This is a genomic window from Telluria sp. ZB4P34 (assembly GCF_059686055.1).
Window position 1 is genome coordinate 335,826 of the sequence record NZ_JCASIF010000003.1, and the last position, 15,707, is coordinate 351,532.

15 protein-coding genes are annotated in these 15,707 nt (G+C 66.2%); 8 read left to right on the forward strand and 7 right to left on the reverse strand.

Annotated elements, in window-relative coordinates; translation table 11 throughout:
• Positions 1-70 precede the first annotated feature (70 nt).
• On the forward strand, positions 71-1,423 hold the full coding sequence (locus AC56KL_RS08360; protein ID WP_497179694.1) for an amidohydrolase: 1,353 nt from the start codon (positions 71-73) through the stop codon (positions 1,421-1,423).
• Complete coding sequence (locus tag AC56KL_RS08365; protein ID WP_497179695.1) at positions 1,424-2,743, forward strand: dipeptidase; 1,320 nt, start codon at positions 1,424-1,426, stop codon at positions 2,741-2,743.
• 15 nt (positions 2,744-2,758) lie between these two features.
• Here the strand turns inward: AC56KL_RS08365 and AC56KL_RS08370 are convergent, their stop codons facing one another.
• The gene (locus AC56KL_RS08370) at positions 2,759-3,670 is read right to left on the reverse strand and encodes a LysR family transcriptional regulator (RefSeq protein WP_497179696.1); all 912 of its coding nucleotides are present in this window, start codon (positions 3,668-3,670) and stop codon (positions 2,759-2,761) included.
• A gap of 97 nt (positions 3,671-3,767) precedes the next feature.
• On the opposite strand from AC56KL_RS08370, the gene AC56KL_RS08375 reads away from it, so the two are divergent.
• From AC56KL_RS08375 to AC56KL_RS08395, 5 genes are all read left to right on the forward strand, one after another.
• Positions 3,768-4,097 (forward strand): nuclear transport factor 2-like protein, encoded by a 330-nt coding sequence (locus tag AC56KL_RS08375; RefSeq protein WP_497179697.1) that lies wholly within the window; start codon positions 3,768-3,770, stop codon positions 4,095-4,097.
• A complete protein-coding gene (locus tag AC56KL_RS08380; RefSeq protein WP_497179698.1) occupies positions 4,094-4,876 on the forward strand; it encodes an SDR family oxidoreductase in 783 nt (260 codons plus the stop codon). Before AC56KL_RS08375 ends, AC56KL_RS08380 begins: the two co-directional genes overlap by 4 nt.
• 142 nt (positions 4,877-5,018) lie before the next feature.
• A complete protein-coding gene (locus tag AC56KL_RS08385; protein WP_497179699.1) occupies positions 5,019-5,549 on the forward strand; it encodes a hypothetical protein in 531 nt (176 codons plus the stop codon).
• Between the two features lie 143 nt (positions 5,550-5,692).
• Positions 5,693-7,297, forward strand: a complete 1,605-nt coding sequence (locus tag AC56KL_RS08390; protein ID WP_497179700.1) for a S10 family peptidase — start codon at positions 5,693-5,695, stop codon at positions 7,295-7,297.
• Positions 7,298-7,302: 5 nt separating this feature from the next.
• On the forward strand, positions 7,303-7,635 hold the full coding sequence (locus tag AC56KL_RS08395; RefSeq protein WP_497179701.1) for an EF-hand domain-containing protein: 333 nt from the start codon (positions 7,303-7,305) through the stop codon (positions 7,633-7,635).
• Between the two features lie 30 nt (positions 7,636-7,665).
• Here the strand turns inward: AC56KL_RS08395 and AC56KL_RS08400 are convergent, their stop codons facing one another.
• From AC56KL_RS08400 to AC56KL_RS08420, 5 genes are all read right to left on the reverse strand, one after another.
• A complete protein-coding gene (locus AC56KL_RS08400; protein WP_497179702.1) occupies positions 7,666-8,058 on the reverse strand; it encodes a MerR family transcriptional regulator in 393 nt (130 codons plus the stop codon).
• A 25-nt stretch (positions 8,059-8,083) separates the two neighbouring features.
• Entirely contained in the window at positions 8,084-8,671 is a 588-nt protein-coding gene (locus AC56KL_RS08405) for a hypothetical protein (protein ID WP_497179703.1), read from the reverse strand.
• Positions 8,672-8,819: 148 nt separating this feature from the next.
• Positions 8,820-11,273: a TonB-dependent receptor plug domain-containing protein gene (locus tag AC56KL_RS08410; protein ID WP_497179704.1), complete on the reverse strand. Its 2,454-nt coding sequence runs from the start codon at positions 11,271-11,273 to the stop codon at positions 8,820-8,822.
• 237 nt (positions 11,274-11,510) lie between these two features.
• Positions 11,511-12,959 (reverse strand): Gfo/Idh/MocA family protein, encoded by a 1,449-nt coding sequence (locus tag AC56KL_RS08415; RefSeq protein ID WP_497179705.1) that lies wholly within the window; start codon positions 12,957-12,959, stop codon positions 11,511-11,513.
• A 102-nt stretch (positions 12,960-13,061) separates the two neighbouring features.
• Positions 13,062-13,829 carry a helix-turn-helix transcriptional regulator gene (locus tag AC56KL_RS08420; RefSeq protein WP_497179706.1) on the reverse strand — a complete coding sequence of 256 codons (768 nt, stop codon included), beginning with the start codon at positions 13,827-13,829 and terminating at the stop codon, positions 13,062-13,064.
• A 75-nt stretch (positions 13,830-13,904) separates the two neighbouring features.
• Between AC56KL_RS08420 and AC56KL_RS08425 the strand changes: the two genes are divergently transcribed.
• Positions 13,905-14,849: an alpha/beta fold hydrolase gene (locus AC56KL_RS08425; protein WP_497179707.1), complete on the forward strand. Its 945-nt coding sequence runs from the start codon at positions 13,905-13,907 to the stop codon at positions 14,847-14,849.
• Here AC56KL_RS08425 and AC56KL_RS08430 read toward each other — a convergent pair.
• Entirely contained in the window at positions 14,846-15,631 is a 786-nt protein-coding gene (locus AC56KL_RS08430) for a spermine/spermidine synthase domain-containing protein (protein ID WP_497179708.1), read from the reverse strand. The two genes, AC56KL_RS08425 and AC56KL_RS08430, sit on opposite strands and share 4 nt — an antisense overlap.
• Positions 15,632-15,707: the final 76 nt, after the last annotated feature.

Here is a 15,707-nt window from a genome sequence, read left to right on the forward strand (position 1 = left end):
ATGTGTATTTATGGCACTGGCTGAGCTAAGCTGTGGTTTTGCCATGTTCAACACCACATCCGGAGCGCGCATGTCCGCCTTGACGAGTTTCCTCACCCGGGGGCGCGCTGCCGCGTTCCTGTCCGCCGCAGCCCTGGGCGCCGCGCCGATCTGCTCCGCGGCGGATGCGCCGGTCAAGGCGGTACCCGACGCCATCTATCCCGCGCTCGAAGCCCTGTACCTGGACCTGCACCGCCATCCCGAACTGTCGCTGCACGAAGAAAAGACGGCGGCCAAGATGGCGGCGCAGCTGCGCAAGCTCGGCCTGCAGGTAACGGAAAAGGTGGGCGGCCATGGCGTGGTCGGCGTGCTGCGCAACGGCGACGGGCCGACCGTCATGGTGCGTACCGACATGGACGCGCTGCCGATCAAGGAGCAGACCGGTCTGCCCTATGCCAGCACTGTCGTGGTCAAATCGGCGAACGGGGACATGGTCCCGGCCATGCACGCCTGCGGCCATGATGTCCACATGACTTCCTGGGTAGGCGCCGCGATGATGCTGTCCGCCAACAAGGCAAGCTGGCGCGGCACGGTGCTGTTCGTCGGGCAGCCGGCCGAAGAAATCCTGCAGGGCGCCAAGTCGATGCTGAAGGATGGCTTGCTCACACGCTTTCCGAAGCCGGACTTCGTCCTCGGTCTCCACGTGTCGAACCTTCTCCCGGCCGGCAAGGTCGGCATCGCGTCAGGGCCCGCGTCCGCGGCTTCGAACGCGGTCGATATCACCTTTTACGGCAAGGGTGGACATGGCGCCGTGCCGCACCTGGCCAAGGATCCGATCCTGATCGCCGCGCGCGCAGTGGTGACCCTGCAATCGATCGTCTCGCGCGAGGTCAGCCCCTTCGAGCCGGCGATCGTCACGGTGGGGACTTTCCATGGGGGCAGCAAACGCAATGTGATCCCCGACGAGGCCAAGCTCGAGCTGACGGTGCGTTCCTATAAGTCCGAAGTGCAGCAGCACATGCTGGAGGCGATCACCCGCATCGCCAAGGCCGAGTCGGCCGCCGCCGGGGTGGCGCGCGAACCGCTGGTCTTCATCGACCCGAAAGAGGCGAGCGACGTGGTGATCAATGACCCCGCGCTGGCAGCGCGGCTGAGTGGCGCGCTGAAACGCGCGCTGGGCGAAGGCAATGCGCTCCCGATCATGCCGGCATCCTCGTCGGAAGACTTCGGCGACTTCGGACGGGCCGCTAATGTGCCGTCCGTCCAGCTGCGTATCGGCGCGGTGGAGCCGAAGCAATACGCGGCGCTGACAGCGGCCGGCAAAACGGCGACGGGAACCCACAACGCCAGCTTCGCGCCGGACCGCGAGCCGACGATCCGCACCGGCGCCGCGGCGCTGGCGGCCTCGGTGATCGAATTGCTGCAGCCTGCCGGCGGGCGCTGAATGCGACGGGAACACATCAAACCTTCACCAGGCGCCAGCGTTCTCGCCCTTGCCCTGTGCGTGTGCGCTGCGCTGCCCGTGGCCGCGCAGGCTCTCGACACCAGCTCGCGCGTCGAGAAGCTGCTCAAGGCCTCGCCCGTCATCGACGCTCACAACGACCTCCTGTGGGAGCTGCGCGATCGCTACGGCAGCGTTCTCGGCAAGATCGACCTCGGATCCGACACTGCGACCTTGCCGCCCCCGCCCGGCGCGCCATCCGACTTGCCGCCGCTGATGACGGACCTGCCGCGCCTGCGGGCTGGCCACGTGGGAGGGCAGTTCTGGTCGGTATGGATCCCCACCAGTGTGAGCGGCCCTGCGGCCATCCGCATGACGCTCGAACAGATCGACCTGGCCAAGCGTATGGTGCAGCTCTATCCCGACCACCTGGTCATGGCCTACAGCGCCGACGACATCGAGCGCGCGAGGAAAGCGGGACGCGTCGCCTCGCTGATCGGCATCGAGGGCGGTCACCAGATCGACAATTCCCTGGCGGTGCTGCGCCAGTTCCATGCGCTGGGCGCGCGTTACCTGACGCTCACGCACACGTCGAAGACCGACTGGGCCGATGCGGCGACGGACAATCCGGCGCACAAGGGCTTGACGGCCTTCGGCCTGGCCGTCGTGGGCGAGATGAACCGCCTGGGCATGGTGGTGGACCTGAGCCATGTATCGAGCGATGCGATGAAAGCGGCCTTGCAGGCGAGCCGGGCGCCCGTCATGTTTTCGCACTCGAATGCGCGCGCCCTGGTCGACCACCCGCGCGGCGTGGACGACGAGGTGCTGGCGCTGGTGGCGAAGAACCGGGGCATCGTCATGGTGAACTTCAATCCGGGCTACGTTTCCCAGGCGGTCGCCACCTACGAAGCGGCGCTTGCCGCGGAACAGAGCCGCTACAACGCGCCGCCGTACGCGGGTCTCTACATCGGCCGGCCGGAGCGGGCCGCCGCCGCGCTCGACGCATGGAAACGGAACAATCCGGCGCCTCGCGCCACCCTCGCGATGGTGGCCGACCACATGGACCACATACGCAAGATCGCCGGTGCGGACAGCGTCGGCATCGGCGCCGACCTCGACGGGATCATGAGTACGCCGGATGGACTGGACGGGGTCGACAAGTATCCGCGCCTGTTCGAGGAACTGGCGCGCCGCGGCTGGAGCGACGAGGACATGGCCAAAGCGGCGCGCGGGAATATCCTGCGCGTGCTGCGCGAGAACGAGGCGGTGGCGAAGCGGCTGCAGGCCGCGCAGCTGCCTTCCGAAACGGTCTTCCAGCCCTGAACAGGGACGGACTGCCTAAGCGCGGTCGAACGGCGTCCGATCCAGCAGGCAGTCGATGAATGCGCCGAGCAGGGCTGGCCGATGCTGCCTGTTCGGGTAGTAGAGGAACAGTCCCGGGCGCGAGATCGACCAGTCCGCCAGGACCCGCACCAGCCGTCCCTGCGCCAGCAGCGCGTCCACGCCATCCTGCTCGAAGTGATAGGCAATGCCGAGCCCTTCCAGCGCAGCGGCAATGCCGATGTCGGCGTGGTTGGTGACGACGGGGCCGTCCACCGCGACGTCGAGCCGCTCCCCGCGTTTCTCGAACTCCCAGCGATAGTGGCGGCCGTCCATCCGGAGCCGCCAGTTGATGCAGGCATGCTGGTGCAGCTCGGCAGGCGACGTGGGCATGCCCCGACGCGCCAGGTAGTCCGGGGACGCCACCGCCACCATGTTCATGTCCGGCGTCAGGCGGATGGCAACCATGTCCTTCTCGAGCTGTCCCCCCACGCGGATGCCCGCGTCGAAGCGGCCGGTGACGATATCGGCCAGCGCGTCGTCGACCACGATGTCGAGCACGACTTCCGGGTGTGCCTGGTGGAAGCGTGACAGCCGCGGCGCGATGATGGTCCTGGCAGCGATTCCGAGCGTGTTGATGCGCAGCGTGCCACGCATGGTGCCCGTCGCCTCGCTGGCTTCGGCAACCGCGACAGCCATCTCCCGAAACAGCGGCGCCAGGCGGCTGTAGAGCTGCTCGCCGCTCGCCGTCGGGGCGACGCTGCGGGTCGTGCGGTTCAGCAGGCGTGCGCCGATGCGGCTTTCCAGCTGCCGGATGGTCTGGCTGAGTGCGGAAGGCGACAGGCCCAGATGCTCCGCCGCACGCGCGAAGCTGCGGCGCTCGACGACGGCGACAAAGGCCTTCAGCTCGGCAAAGTCGGATCCACGCATTATATGCTCTCACCTACATAGTGAATGCTGATTCTAATGTATTCATTAAATGGTCGCCAGGCGGCATGCTGGAAGCTCGTCAACCAAGGAGTCCGCCATGTCAGCTTTTACCCTTCCCGAACCCATTGCCGCCTACCTGGCGGCCGACACCCAAGGCCCCGATGAGGTCGCGCGCTGTTTCACGCCGCAGGCCGTCGTGAAAGACGAGGGGCAGACCCACACCGGCCGCGAGGCGATCAAGGCATGGAAGGCCGAGTCGTCCACGCTGTACACCTACACCACCGAGCCGTTCTCGGTAGCGCTGATCGACGGCGTGCATGTGGTCTCCTGCCACGTGGCCGGCAGTTTTCCGAACAGCCCGATCGATCTCAGGCTATGTTTCCGCCTCGAGCGCGGCCTGATCGCCAGCCTGGAGATCACCGTATGAGCTTCGACCTTCGACTGCATGGCATGCGCGCAGTGGTCACCGGCGGCACGATGGGCCTGGGCGCCGCGGTCGTGCAAACCCTGCTGGACGCCGGCGTCCAGGTGGCGACGTCCGCGCGCAAGCTTCCGGCAAGGCCCCTGGATGGCGTCAGCTACATCTCTTCCGACCTGACGACGGCCGAAGGCGTGGCCCACGTCGCCCAGACCGTCCTGAAGGACTGGGGCGGTGTCGACATCGTGATCAATGTGCTGGGCGGCTCGGGCACGCCTGGCGGTGGCTTCGCCGCCATCAGCGACGCGCATTGGCTGGCGGAGCTGAACCTGAACCTGCTGTCTGCCGTGCGCCTGGATCGCGCGCTGGTGCCCGCGATGCTCGCCCAGGGCTCGGGCGTCGTCATCCATGTCGGCTCGATCCAGCGCGTGTTGCCCCTGCCGGAGTCCACCACCGCCTATGCTGCCGCCAAGACGGCGCTCACCACGTACAGCAAGTCCCTTGCAAAGGAAGTCATGCCCAAGGGCGTGCGTGTGCTGTCCGTCGCGCCGGGATGGATCGAGACCGAGGCCTCCGTGGGGCTGGCGGAACGGCTTGCCGCCCAGGCCGGGACGGACTACGAGGGAGGCAAGCAGCTTGTCATGGACGCACTGGGCGGCATCCCGCTCGGCAGGCCGGCCACGCCCCAGGAAGTGGCCGACCTGATCGTCTTTCTGGCGTCCCCGCGCGCCGCGTCGATTTCAGGGTCCGAACACCGCATCGACGGCGGGACCGTCAAAACCTTGTAAGCGGCGGGCCTGCGTTCCCCCCGCCGCCCATATGGGCGGCGGCTGCCTTACAATGAACGGCCGGGTTCGGCCACGACCGTTCATCGTGACATCGCGCCAGGCCGTGCGATATCCCGATGGCCATACGAAACTTTGACACCCCATGATCGATCAGGCAAGGGCATCGACACTCGCGAAAGCAGCGTTCGACCAGTGGCAAGCCGGTCAGCATGCGCAGTCTTGCCTGCTCTATCAGGAAGCGATTGCTTTGGCTGACCCACAACACTACGCGCTGCCGACGTACCACGGGGAGTTTGCCTGCGTATTGAACCAGCTTGGGCGGCATGATGAAGCAACGAGCCAGCTGGAAAAGGCCCTGGCAGCCGAGATCGCACAGGGGAGTGAGGAAGCGATGCCGGGGCTGTACATGGCGCGCTACTTCCTCGCCAATCATCTGCGCCGGCTTGGCGAGCATGCGCGCGCCCTCGACATCCTGGCGCCTGCGATCAGCCACGCGCCGCCTATCTGGCTGACGCGGTTCGAAGAGGCGCACATCCTGTACGCATTGGGCAGGAAGCCTGAAGCCAGGGCCGCTGCCGCATTGGCGATCGCCCACGCACCGACGCCGGAGAAGGCGGAACAACTCCAGCAGGAACTTGGGGACGTGCTTGGCCCGCGGGATACCCAAGCTTGATTCCATCGCCGGGACCGGCGATCGCGATCCTCTCCCCCGTCGCACACATCACGCTCCCTGCGTTTGCCATGTGATTATTGTTGAGTTTTTCCATAGTCGGTGCATAATCGGCCTCATCCCTGCCTATTTCCACCAGGAAGATGATGGCCACTCAAGCGTCCACCCAAGCGTCGCCCCGCGCCGGCCCGGCCCACAGGTTGGCCGGCATTCTTCTTGCAGCCACCCTGGCCGCCTGCGGCGGCGGTGGCGGCAGCGCACCGGCCCCGGCGCCGGCGCCGCAGCCGCCCCCGCCGGTCGCGGAACTGCCCGGCAGCTACTCCGATCCAGTCAGCTATTCGGGCGCGCCCACGGCCGCGCTGGCGAACGGGGTAGAGGGCGCCGCCAAGGTACAGGCGAGCATCAACCTGGATGGCAAGCAGTTCAACTACACGGCCACCACCGGCCACCTGACGGCCACGGATTTGCAGACCGGCCAGCCCGCCGCCTCGTTCTTCTACGTGGCCTATACCGCCGGCACGCTGCCGGCGGCGCAGCGGCCGATCACCTTCTTCTACAACGGCGGCCCTGGCTCGGCGTCGATCTGGCTGCACCTCGGTTCCTTCGGACCGCGCCGCATCGCCACCACCTTCCCGTCTACCGAGCCGCCCGCGACCCCGCCGCAACTGGTCGACAACCAGGAAACCTTGCTGGACCATTCCGACCTGGTCTTCGTCGACGCCATCGGCACCGGGTATTCGCAGGCGATCGCGCCGCGCACCAATGCGCAGTTCTGGGGCGTCGACTCGGATGCGGCGGCCTTCCGCGACTTTGTGCGGCGCTATATCGCGGTCAACAACCGCCAGGCCTCGCCGCTGTACCTGTTCGGCGAATCCTACGGCGGGCCGCGCGCGGCCATCATGGCCAACCTGCTCGAGAGCGCCGGGGTGCGCGTCGCCGGCGTGATGCTGCAGTCGCCCGCCCTGAACTACAACTCCAACTGCGGCGTGTTCAATCCGGGCCAGGTCAGCTGCGAAGGCTACCTGCCGAGCTATGCGGCCGTGGCGGCCTACCACCAGACCGGCAGCTTGCCGGCCGACTTCTCGTCGGTGCTGCAGCGCGTGCGCGATTTCGCGGCCGGCCCCTACCGCAGCGAGGTCGGCGCCTTCCTTGCCAACGGCACGCCGCCGAGCGACGCCACCGTGACGCAGCTCGCTACCTACACCGGCGTGCCGGCGCTGACCTGGCGCCAGGATCTTTCGATGGTGCCGGGCGCCTACCGCGCGCGCTTCCAGACCGGGCAGGTGATCGGACGCTACGACGCCCGGGTCAAGGCGCCCGTCGGCAGTGCGCTGGCGACCGGCGGCGACCCGTCCATGACGCTGGTGGGCGGTGTCTTCACCAGCACCATTCCCACGTACATCAAGAATGAACTGCGCTATACGGCGAGCACGCCCTACCTGAGCTCGGCCAACGTCATCAACAACTGGAACTTCAGCCACGACGGCAAGTCAGTGCCTGACACGATCCCGGACCTGGCCGCCGCCATCACGCTCAACCCGGCGCTGAAGATTATGGCCATCGGCGGCTACTTCGACCTGGCCACCCCCTTCTACCAGAACGAGTTGGACCTTGCGCGCCTGGGCCCCAATCCGAACATCCAGATCCGCAACTACGAGAGCGGGCACATGAGCTATCTCGACGATAAAGTGCGCCGCCTCCAGGAGGCCGACCTGCGCGCTTTCTACAACAGCGTATCGGTGGCACAATGAAGACCATGCATCTCTTGTTTCTACTCCTGGGTGTAGCGGGTGCGGCGTCCGCGCAGGGGCAGCTCGGCGTCGACGCGCAGGTGCCGGAAGCGCTGCGCAACCGTCCGGCTGCGTCGGCGGCGACCGGGGAGGCGCTGCGTGCGCAGGCGCTGGCCAAGCTGGAGGGGCAGTTCCGGGCCGCCGACGTCAATGGCGACGGCAGGCTGTCGCCGGAAGAAGCCAAGGGCTTCGGCTTCGTCGCCCGGCATTTCGACGCCATCGACACCGGGCGCCGCGGCGCAGTCACCTTCGACGACCTGCGGGCCTACCTGGCGCGGGCGAAAGCGGACCGGCGCTAGAACACCGCTGTACTCACCGGAAAAGCCTGATCAACCGCCGGATGAGTCGTATTCCGCCGGCCCGCCCTGCAGGCGCTGTTCGACCAGCACCTGCAGGCGTTGCCTGGCCCGGTCGCGCAGCTCGGTCAGCTCGGCGATACGCCGATCGATGTCGCCCACCTTTTCCTCGTAAAGACGGATGACGTCGGCGCACACCAGCCGGCGCGAGCGGGTATCGTGCAAGGATGCCACCGGACGGATCTCATCGAGATTGAAGCCGTTCTGGATCAGCACCCGCACGCGCTGCACGTTCTCCACGGCCGTTTCGTCGAAATGACGGTAGCCGTTTTCGCGGCGCACGGAGTTCAAGAGCCCAGCCTTCTCGTAATGGCGGATGACGCGCACGCTGCATCCTGCCCTTTTCGCCAACTCGCCGATCAACATGCGCTTCTCCTCCTTCGCCGGGCGCCTATTTTGCCACGTCCAGGCTGTCCGGCTGCGGCATCGGATGTGCTGCGGTATCGGTGTCCCAGGTGGCCGACAGCACGCACCAGCGCTGTCCATCGTAGAGTAACTGGAAGCTGTTGACACCGCGCGCCTGCACCGGCCCTTCCGCCTGTTCGCGCGTTTCGTAGCCGCTCCAGACGTGCGCGATGTGACCGAAGCGCTGCACGCGCTGGAACACTTCGCGCTCGAAGAAGCCGCGCGTCGAGAACAGGCGTTTGTTCAGTTCGATGAATTGCGACAGGGGCTGGGGCGCGGCCGCGAACACGGCGCCGGCGCCGTGCTGGGTAGGCGTGATCAGCGCGCCCGGGGCGTGCAGCCGCGCCAGGCGCGCCCAGTCTTTCGCGCCATGGGGAGGCCCGGACACGATGTCGTACAGCGCACGCACCAGGGTGGCCGGCGTGGCAGCCGCCGCGTCGGGCGGGCAGACGCCGCAGGCGGGTTGCGATGCACGGGCCTGGTCGTCGGCATGCGCCGGGGGCGCCAGCAGGGCTGCGAGCGCCAGGGTGGCAAGGAGGGCCGAATGGCGAACGGGAAAGCGTGTGATGTGCATGATGGTCGACCTTTGCGTGCTGCCGGGCGCCATCGCCCGAGCCGTGAACCAGCTTGGGGCCTGACACCAGTGTCATGGTCAAGCAAAATCCACTTCCCCATGAAAAAACCCGCGCCAGGCGCGGGTTGCAGGGACAGGGCAGGCTGCCTCAGAACGCGTAATCCACCTTCGCGTACATCGAGCGGCCGTTGATGCCGAACGGGCAGGTCTCCCAGCAGTAGGTGAAGCCCAGCTGCGGGAAGGGCGCCGCCTTGACTGGATCCCACTTGGTCGGGTAGGTGTCGAACACGTTGTTGATGCCCGCCGACAGGCTCAGTTTCCTGGTGAAGTTGTAGCGGCCGGTCAGGTCGAGGATCCACTTGGCCGACCAGGTCTGGATGAAGCCGGGGGTGAAGCCCTGGCCCTCGACCTCGCCGAAGTAGTTGGCGCGCGCCGTCGCGTTCCACTGGCCGATGGTGTAGTCGGCCGCCACCACGTGGTGCTGGCGCGGCTGGCCCTTCTCGATCAGCGTCACCTGGGTGTCGTCGAACAGCTGGGCGCCGGTGAGCACCGAGGACTGCGAGTGGCGGTCCTTGACCTCCGTGCGGTTGAAGCCGAGCTGGCCGGACAGCACCAGGGTCGAGCCCTGGCCGCGCGTGGTGTGCTGGGCCACCAGGTCGAAGCCGGTGGTGGTGGTGTCGATGGCGTTGGTGAAGAACTGGGCCTGGCCCACGCGCAGCGGATCGAGGATGGCCTTGATCGGGCAGGCGGCCGCGGTGGCGCAAGGGCCCGATTCCGGCGCGATGTTCGACGAGAACACGATGCGGTCGTCGATGTTGGTACGGTACAGGTCGGCCGTCACCGAGAAGTTGTTTGTCGGACGCAGGATCATGCCGATGCTGGCGCTCTTCGAGGTCTCTTCCTGCAGCGGGGCGATGCCGAACGCGCGGGTGACGGCGCTGTTCTCGCGCGCGGTCAGGGTTTCGGTCAGCACGCCGGCGGCGTTCAGGTTGGTCGACACCGAGCTGTAGAACTTCTGCTGCACGCCCGGCGCGCGAAAACCGGTCGAGGCGCTGGCGCGCAGGCCGATGGTGCGCGACGGGTCGTAGCGCATGCTCAGCTTGCCGATGGTGGTATTGCCGAAGTCCGAATAACGCTCGTGGCGCAGGGCCGCGCCCAGCGACAGCGCGTCGCCTGCCTTGCGTTCGAAGTCGACGTAATAGGCGGTGTTGTGGCGGCCGTCGTCCACTTCGGTGCCCGGCGTGTAGCCAGGGAAGCCCTGGATGCCCGAGGCTGCAATGCCGCCGGTCTGGTCGCGGATGACCTTGCGCGGATCGTTGGTACGGCCGTACTGGTAGGAGACCGGGTCGCCTGCCACGATCTGGTAGTTATCCCGGCGCCATTCGAAGCCGGTGCCGATGTAGAGCGGGGCGCCGGCAAAGTCGACCGAGCCCTTGAAATCGAGGTTCAGCGTGGTCTGGTTGAACTTCAGCTTGCCGGTGTCGGCTTCCAGAGGAGAACTGCCGTTCTCGTAGTAGTAGCTGACGTTGATCGAATTGCTCTCGTGGAAACCGAGTTCGCTGCGGCCGTGGTTGAGGCTCAGGTCCACGCTCCAGTCGTTCGCCAGGTCCTGCTTGTAGCCGACGGCCAGCGAGGAATCCTTGACGGTGGTGTTGATGTTCGGCAGGAAGCCATTCGGATACACGGCCGGCACGTTGCGCGCGTCGCCGGCCGAACGGAAGAAGCCGGCCGCGTCGCCGGTGCGCCTGGAGGCGCCGCCGAAGGCATACAGTTCGCCGGCGCCGACCGGCAGCGCGGCATTCATCCACAGGTAGGCATCCTTGGCCAGGCTGTCGCCGATGCGCTGGGTCACGCGGGGCGGGTTCACGCGCAGCGTGTCCACGCCGGCGCGGTTGGTCTCGTTGCGGCGCCGGCCTTCCACCGACAGGTTCAGGTAGCCGCCGTCCGCGCCAAGAAGGATGCCCTTGTGGGCGCTGCCGGTATAGGTGTCGCCGTCGCCTTCGCTGGTGGTGCCGGCGCTCGCGCTGAGCTGGGTGTCGGTGACGCCTTTCTTGAGCACGATATTGATCACGCCGGCGATCGCATCCGAGCCGTATTGGGCGGCGGCGCCGTCGCGCAGCACTTCGATCGACTGGATCGCGGACAGGGGAATCGCATTGATGTCGGTGCCGGCCGAGCCGCGGCCAATGGTCTGCTGGACATTGACCAGCGCCTGCTGGTGGCGGCGCTTGCCGTTCACCAGCACCAGCAGCTGGTCGGGACCGAGGCCGCGCAGGGTTGCGGGGCGGATGATGTCGGTGCCATCGCTGATGAAGGTCGTCGTGAAGTTGAACGACGGGTCGAGGTCCTGCAGCACCTTGCCGAGTTCGAGCGAGCCGGCCGACTGCAGGTCCTTGGCACTGATCAGGCCCACCGGCACGGCGGTGTCGAGCGCGGTCTTGGCCTGGGTGCGCGACCCCAGCACGACAACGGTCGACGGCGCGGTCGCCGTGTCGTTCTGGCCTTGCGCCTGGCTGTTCGCAGCTTCCTGCGCGAACGCCGACGCCATCGCCGATACCAGTGCCGTCGCCAGCAACACCCGTTTCTTCGGTTGATTCACCATCTTGTCCCCTTGTTGAGTTTGTTTATGCCATCACAAAAGCTAGGTCTTCTATAACCAAGACGAATTGATTCTGGACAAACATTTTCGTAAAGACAAGGGTGAGCTGTGCAATACACAACACTTTTAGGTGATTCGCTCTATTCACGCAAACAGGCTTGCCAAGCGCCGAAAAAACAGAACCCCGTCCTGCTTCGCAGCAGAACGGGGGGGATGGCGGGGTGTGCCGCTAGGGGGCGGTCAGGGAATCTTGATCCGGGCCGGCATCGGCACCGGCGCACGGCGGTCCGGCATCGGCGCGCGCTCCGGCGGGGTGAGGCCGGTGACCAGGTCGGCGACACGCACCGTCTGCCCCGTCTGGAAGCACTTGTTCGCCGCGATCCCGACCAGGGCCGACCAGGCGCCGGCGCGCTCGTCGGAGGCGCGCTTGTACTTGTCGGGCGGGCCCTCGCCGAAGATCTCGGTGAGCATGACGTCGTCGCCGCCGCCATGGCTGCCCTTGCCGATGATCGGTTCGATGTCGCGCGGCTGGCCGCGCATCGGGATCACGCGGATCGACACGCTCTCGCTGCCGCTCTGCACCTTGGCCGCGCCTGCCGCGCCGCCGGATTCGACGATGCGGTGCTCGATTCGTCCCTTGGTGCCGTTGAAGGCGATGTGGTAGCCCTCCCAGGCGTCATAGGCCGACAGCGCATAGTTCAGGTGCGCGCCGTTGTCGTAGCGGACCATCACGTTCATGGTGTCCTCGATGTCGATGCTGGGGCGCCACACGCACTGGTCGCGGTAGTAGCCGTCGTACTTTTCGTTGTCGAGGTAGAGGGCTTTCAGCCCAGGATCGGATGCGAGGTCGAAGTAGAAGCTGCACTTCTGCTTTTCCGGACAGGTGAGGCAGCGCTCGTGCGGGCCCGACAGGCCCATACGGCGCGCCGTCTCCGGCGTGTAGAACTGGCGCGAACCGAAGGCGTGCACGGTCTCGGGCTGGGCGCCGAGCCACCAGTTGACCAGGTCGAAGTGGTGGGTCGACTTGTGCACCATCAGGCCGCCCGAATTGGCCTTGCTGGCGTGCCAGCGGCGGAAGTAGTCGGCGCCGTGCACGGTGTTGAGCAGCCAGGTGAAGTCCACGGAGATGACGTCGCCGATCTCGCCCGACATCAGGAGCTCCTTGATCTGGGTGCGCGGTGGCGAATAGCGGTAGTTGAAGGTGACGCGCACCTGGCGTCCGCTGCGCTTGACGGCGTCGATGATGCGCTGCGCCTTCTCTGCAGTGGTGGTCATCGGCTTTTCCGTGATCACGTCGCAGCCCGCGTCGAGGGCGCGCACGATGTAGTCGTCGTGGCTGGCGTCGGGGGTGGTGACGATCACGAACTGCGGCCTGGTCTCGCGGATCATGCGGTCGAAGTCGGCGGCGGCGTAGCCCCTGGGCTGGCTGGCGCCGGTTTCGGTGACGAGCTTCACGGCGCGCGCCAGGCGGCCGGCGTTCCGGTCGCAGATGGCGACGACTTCGCTGGTGTCGCGGAACTTGCCGGTCATGGCATTGGTGAACATGCGCGCACGCGAACCCACGCCGACGACGGCATAGCGCTTGCGTGCAGTGGCCGCGTAGGCGCCGGTGGCGAGCAACAGGCCCGCCGCGCCGGCCGTCTTCAGTACTGTGCGGCGATCGACGCCGCCGGAATTCTTTGAACGCATTCTTCGTCTCCAATCTTGTTTTTTACCGGCACGACGCCTTGCGCACATGCAGGCGCCGGCCGTGCCATGGTGGCCCGAAGCACAAGAATTGGCAAGACCAATTTACATATTGGTCTGACTGAGTAAAAATTGGCTGGACTGAATGTCGCGCAAGGGCTTGAGGACGCTGGACGGCGTCATGCCGAAGGTCTTGCGAAAAGTGCGACTGAAATGCGCGGAGTCGGTGAATCCGCCTTCGAGTGCGGCGTCGGTGAGTGTGCGCGACATGTCGATCCGCGCCATGGCCGCCCGCAGTTGGGACCACTGTCGGTAGCTGCGGAAACTGACACCGGTTTCTTCCCGGAACAGATGATTGAAGCGGGATTCGGACAGGGCGGCCGCCGCAGCCAGCACAGCGCGTCCCTTGCATGGCTGCTGCCCGCGCAGGGCCTGCACGCTGGCGGCCACGCGCGGATCGAGCATCAAGGGCTGGGGACATTCCTGCTGCAGCAGCGAGGCCAGGTCGAAGCTGGCGAGACGGCTGGCATAGGCGAACTTGTCTCCGGGGCGCACGGCCGGGTCCCAGATCACCGGCCCCTCGCTGAGGAAACGGCGCCGCAACTGGCGCGATTCGATCGCGTCCGGTTCCAGGTAGATCAGCGCCACCTGTTCTCCGCGCGGATCGAAAACATGGTCGACACCGGCGTCGACCAGGGCGCTATGACAGGTTTGCGCATGCTGTCCCGGCACCTGGACGGCGAAGCGGCCGGACAGGCCGATCAGCAGCACCGGGCAGGCATGCCGGTGCCAGCCGGTGGCGCCCAACTCGCCGATGTAGAGCGCACGGTCGCCATGGATGGCGAGGGTATTGCCGCGTACTGGTTTCTGCATAGCCCAAATGTACAAGTTTTTGTCGGTCCATTGCTGTAGCCTGCGCGGCGAACACATGCAAACGAAAAAGATCGAATGAAGCGTATCGCTCTCTGGTCGGCAGCATTCCTGGCGGCCGTCACCGCTACCGCATATTACAGCGTCCCCGACACCTTCAGGGAGCCCTTGCTGGCCCTGAACCGGAGTCTGTCCGGCCTCGAGGAAAAGACCGGTACGGTCGACCGGCATACGGTCCATTATCTGGAGGGCGGCCGCGGCGAGACCGTGCTGCTCCTGCACGGCATCTTTGCGGAGAAAGACCATTGGGTGGATTTCGCACGCCATCTCACCGGGCAATACCATGTGGTCGCGCCCGACCTCCCGGGCTATGGCGAAAGCAGCCGGCACACCGGCCAGCAGTACGACTACGCGGCGCAAACGGAACGACTCAGGCAGTTCATGGATTCCCTCGGCATCGCCCGCGCCCACATCGCCGGCAATTCCATGGGCGGCACCATCGCTGCCCTGTTCGCGGTCCGCTATCCGGAGCGCGTGGCCAGCCTGGCGTTTGTCGGGGCGCCGCATGGCATTCGTTCCGATAAGGCCAGCGAGATGGACAAGCTGATCGAATCCGGCCAGGCGCCGCTGGTGGCGAGCAATGCCAGGGAATTCGACGCGATGCTGAACCTGGTGTTTGCCAAGCGGCCTTTCATCCCTTACCCCATCTTCCAGGCAGCGGAAAAGCAGGCCATCGCGAACGCCGGATCGAACTGGCTGCTATGGGAAAAACAGCTGAAGGACCGCTACCTGCTGCAGGAGCACATCGGCAAGGTGAGCGTGCCCTCGCTGGCATTGTGGGGCAGACATGACAAGGTGTTCGACGTCTCGGGCGCTCGAACCCTGAAAACCCTGCTTCCGCACCTCGACATGCGCATCCTCCCGGATATCGGCCACCTGCCGATGATGGAAGCGCCCGAGGAAAGCGCGCGCTCGTATGCCGGTTTCCTTCGCAGCACGCGGCCGGGCGTCCAGGGGCGCTAGTTGCCGTGCGCGTGGTCGCGCATCCACTCCTTCAGGCCGTCGACCCATTTCCTGGCCGGCAGGTTCAGGTGCCGCCGGATCTCGTTGGCGCGCTCGTACAACAGCGAAAAGTCGAGCTGCGGGGCGTGTTTGAAGGCCAGGACCACGATGTTCGCGTCATGCACTTCCGGTAGCCAGACCACCGCGTCGAATACCTGCTGCATGGTGAGCAGGTTCCTGTCGTAGCTGCTGATTTCGCCGAACACGTTGGCGGTCATGATACCGTCGTCCGCCAGGCAGTCGTGACAGCCCTGGTAGAACTCCAGCGAATCGAGCGCCGGGCCGCGCGCCTCGTGGTCGTACAGGTCGACCTGCAGCACGTCGACCTGGCCAAGGTTGCGGGCATCGCGCACGAAGTCGAGCGCATTCATCTCGCGTACGTCGAGCCGCCCGTCGTTCTCGGGCAGGCCGAACAGCGCGCGGCAGATGGCGATCACGTTCGGATTCAGCTCGGCGGCCTGCACGCGCGCCTGCGGAAAGCGGCGGTAGCAGAACTTGGTGAGCGCCGCGCTGCCCAGGCCCAGCTGGACGATGCGGCGCGGCGCTGCATTGAACAGCGTCCACATCATCATCAGCTGGACGTACTCGAGCTCGATCGCATCCGGCCTGGACAGCCGCATCGCGCCCTGCACCCAGGAGGTGCCGAGGTGCAGGAAGCGCACCCCGTCGAATTCGTCGATGGTGGCGGGCGGATGGCCGGGCTGGGCGAAGCGGGGATCGATGCGGGTGTAGGAGGGCGGCATGGCAGGCCGATGATACCGTAGGGTGGTCCGGGGCGCGTAGCCGGCTTCGCCGACCGCGCGTTCAACAAGACTTTGG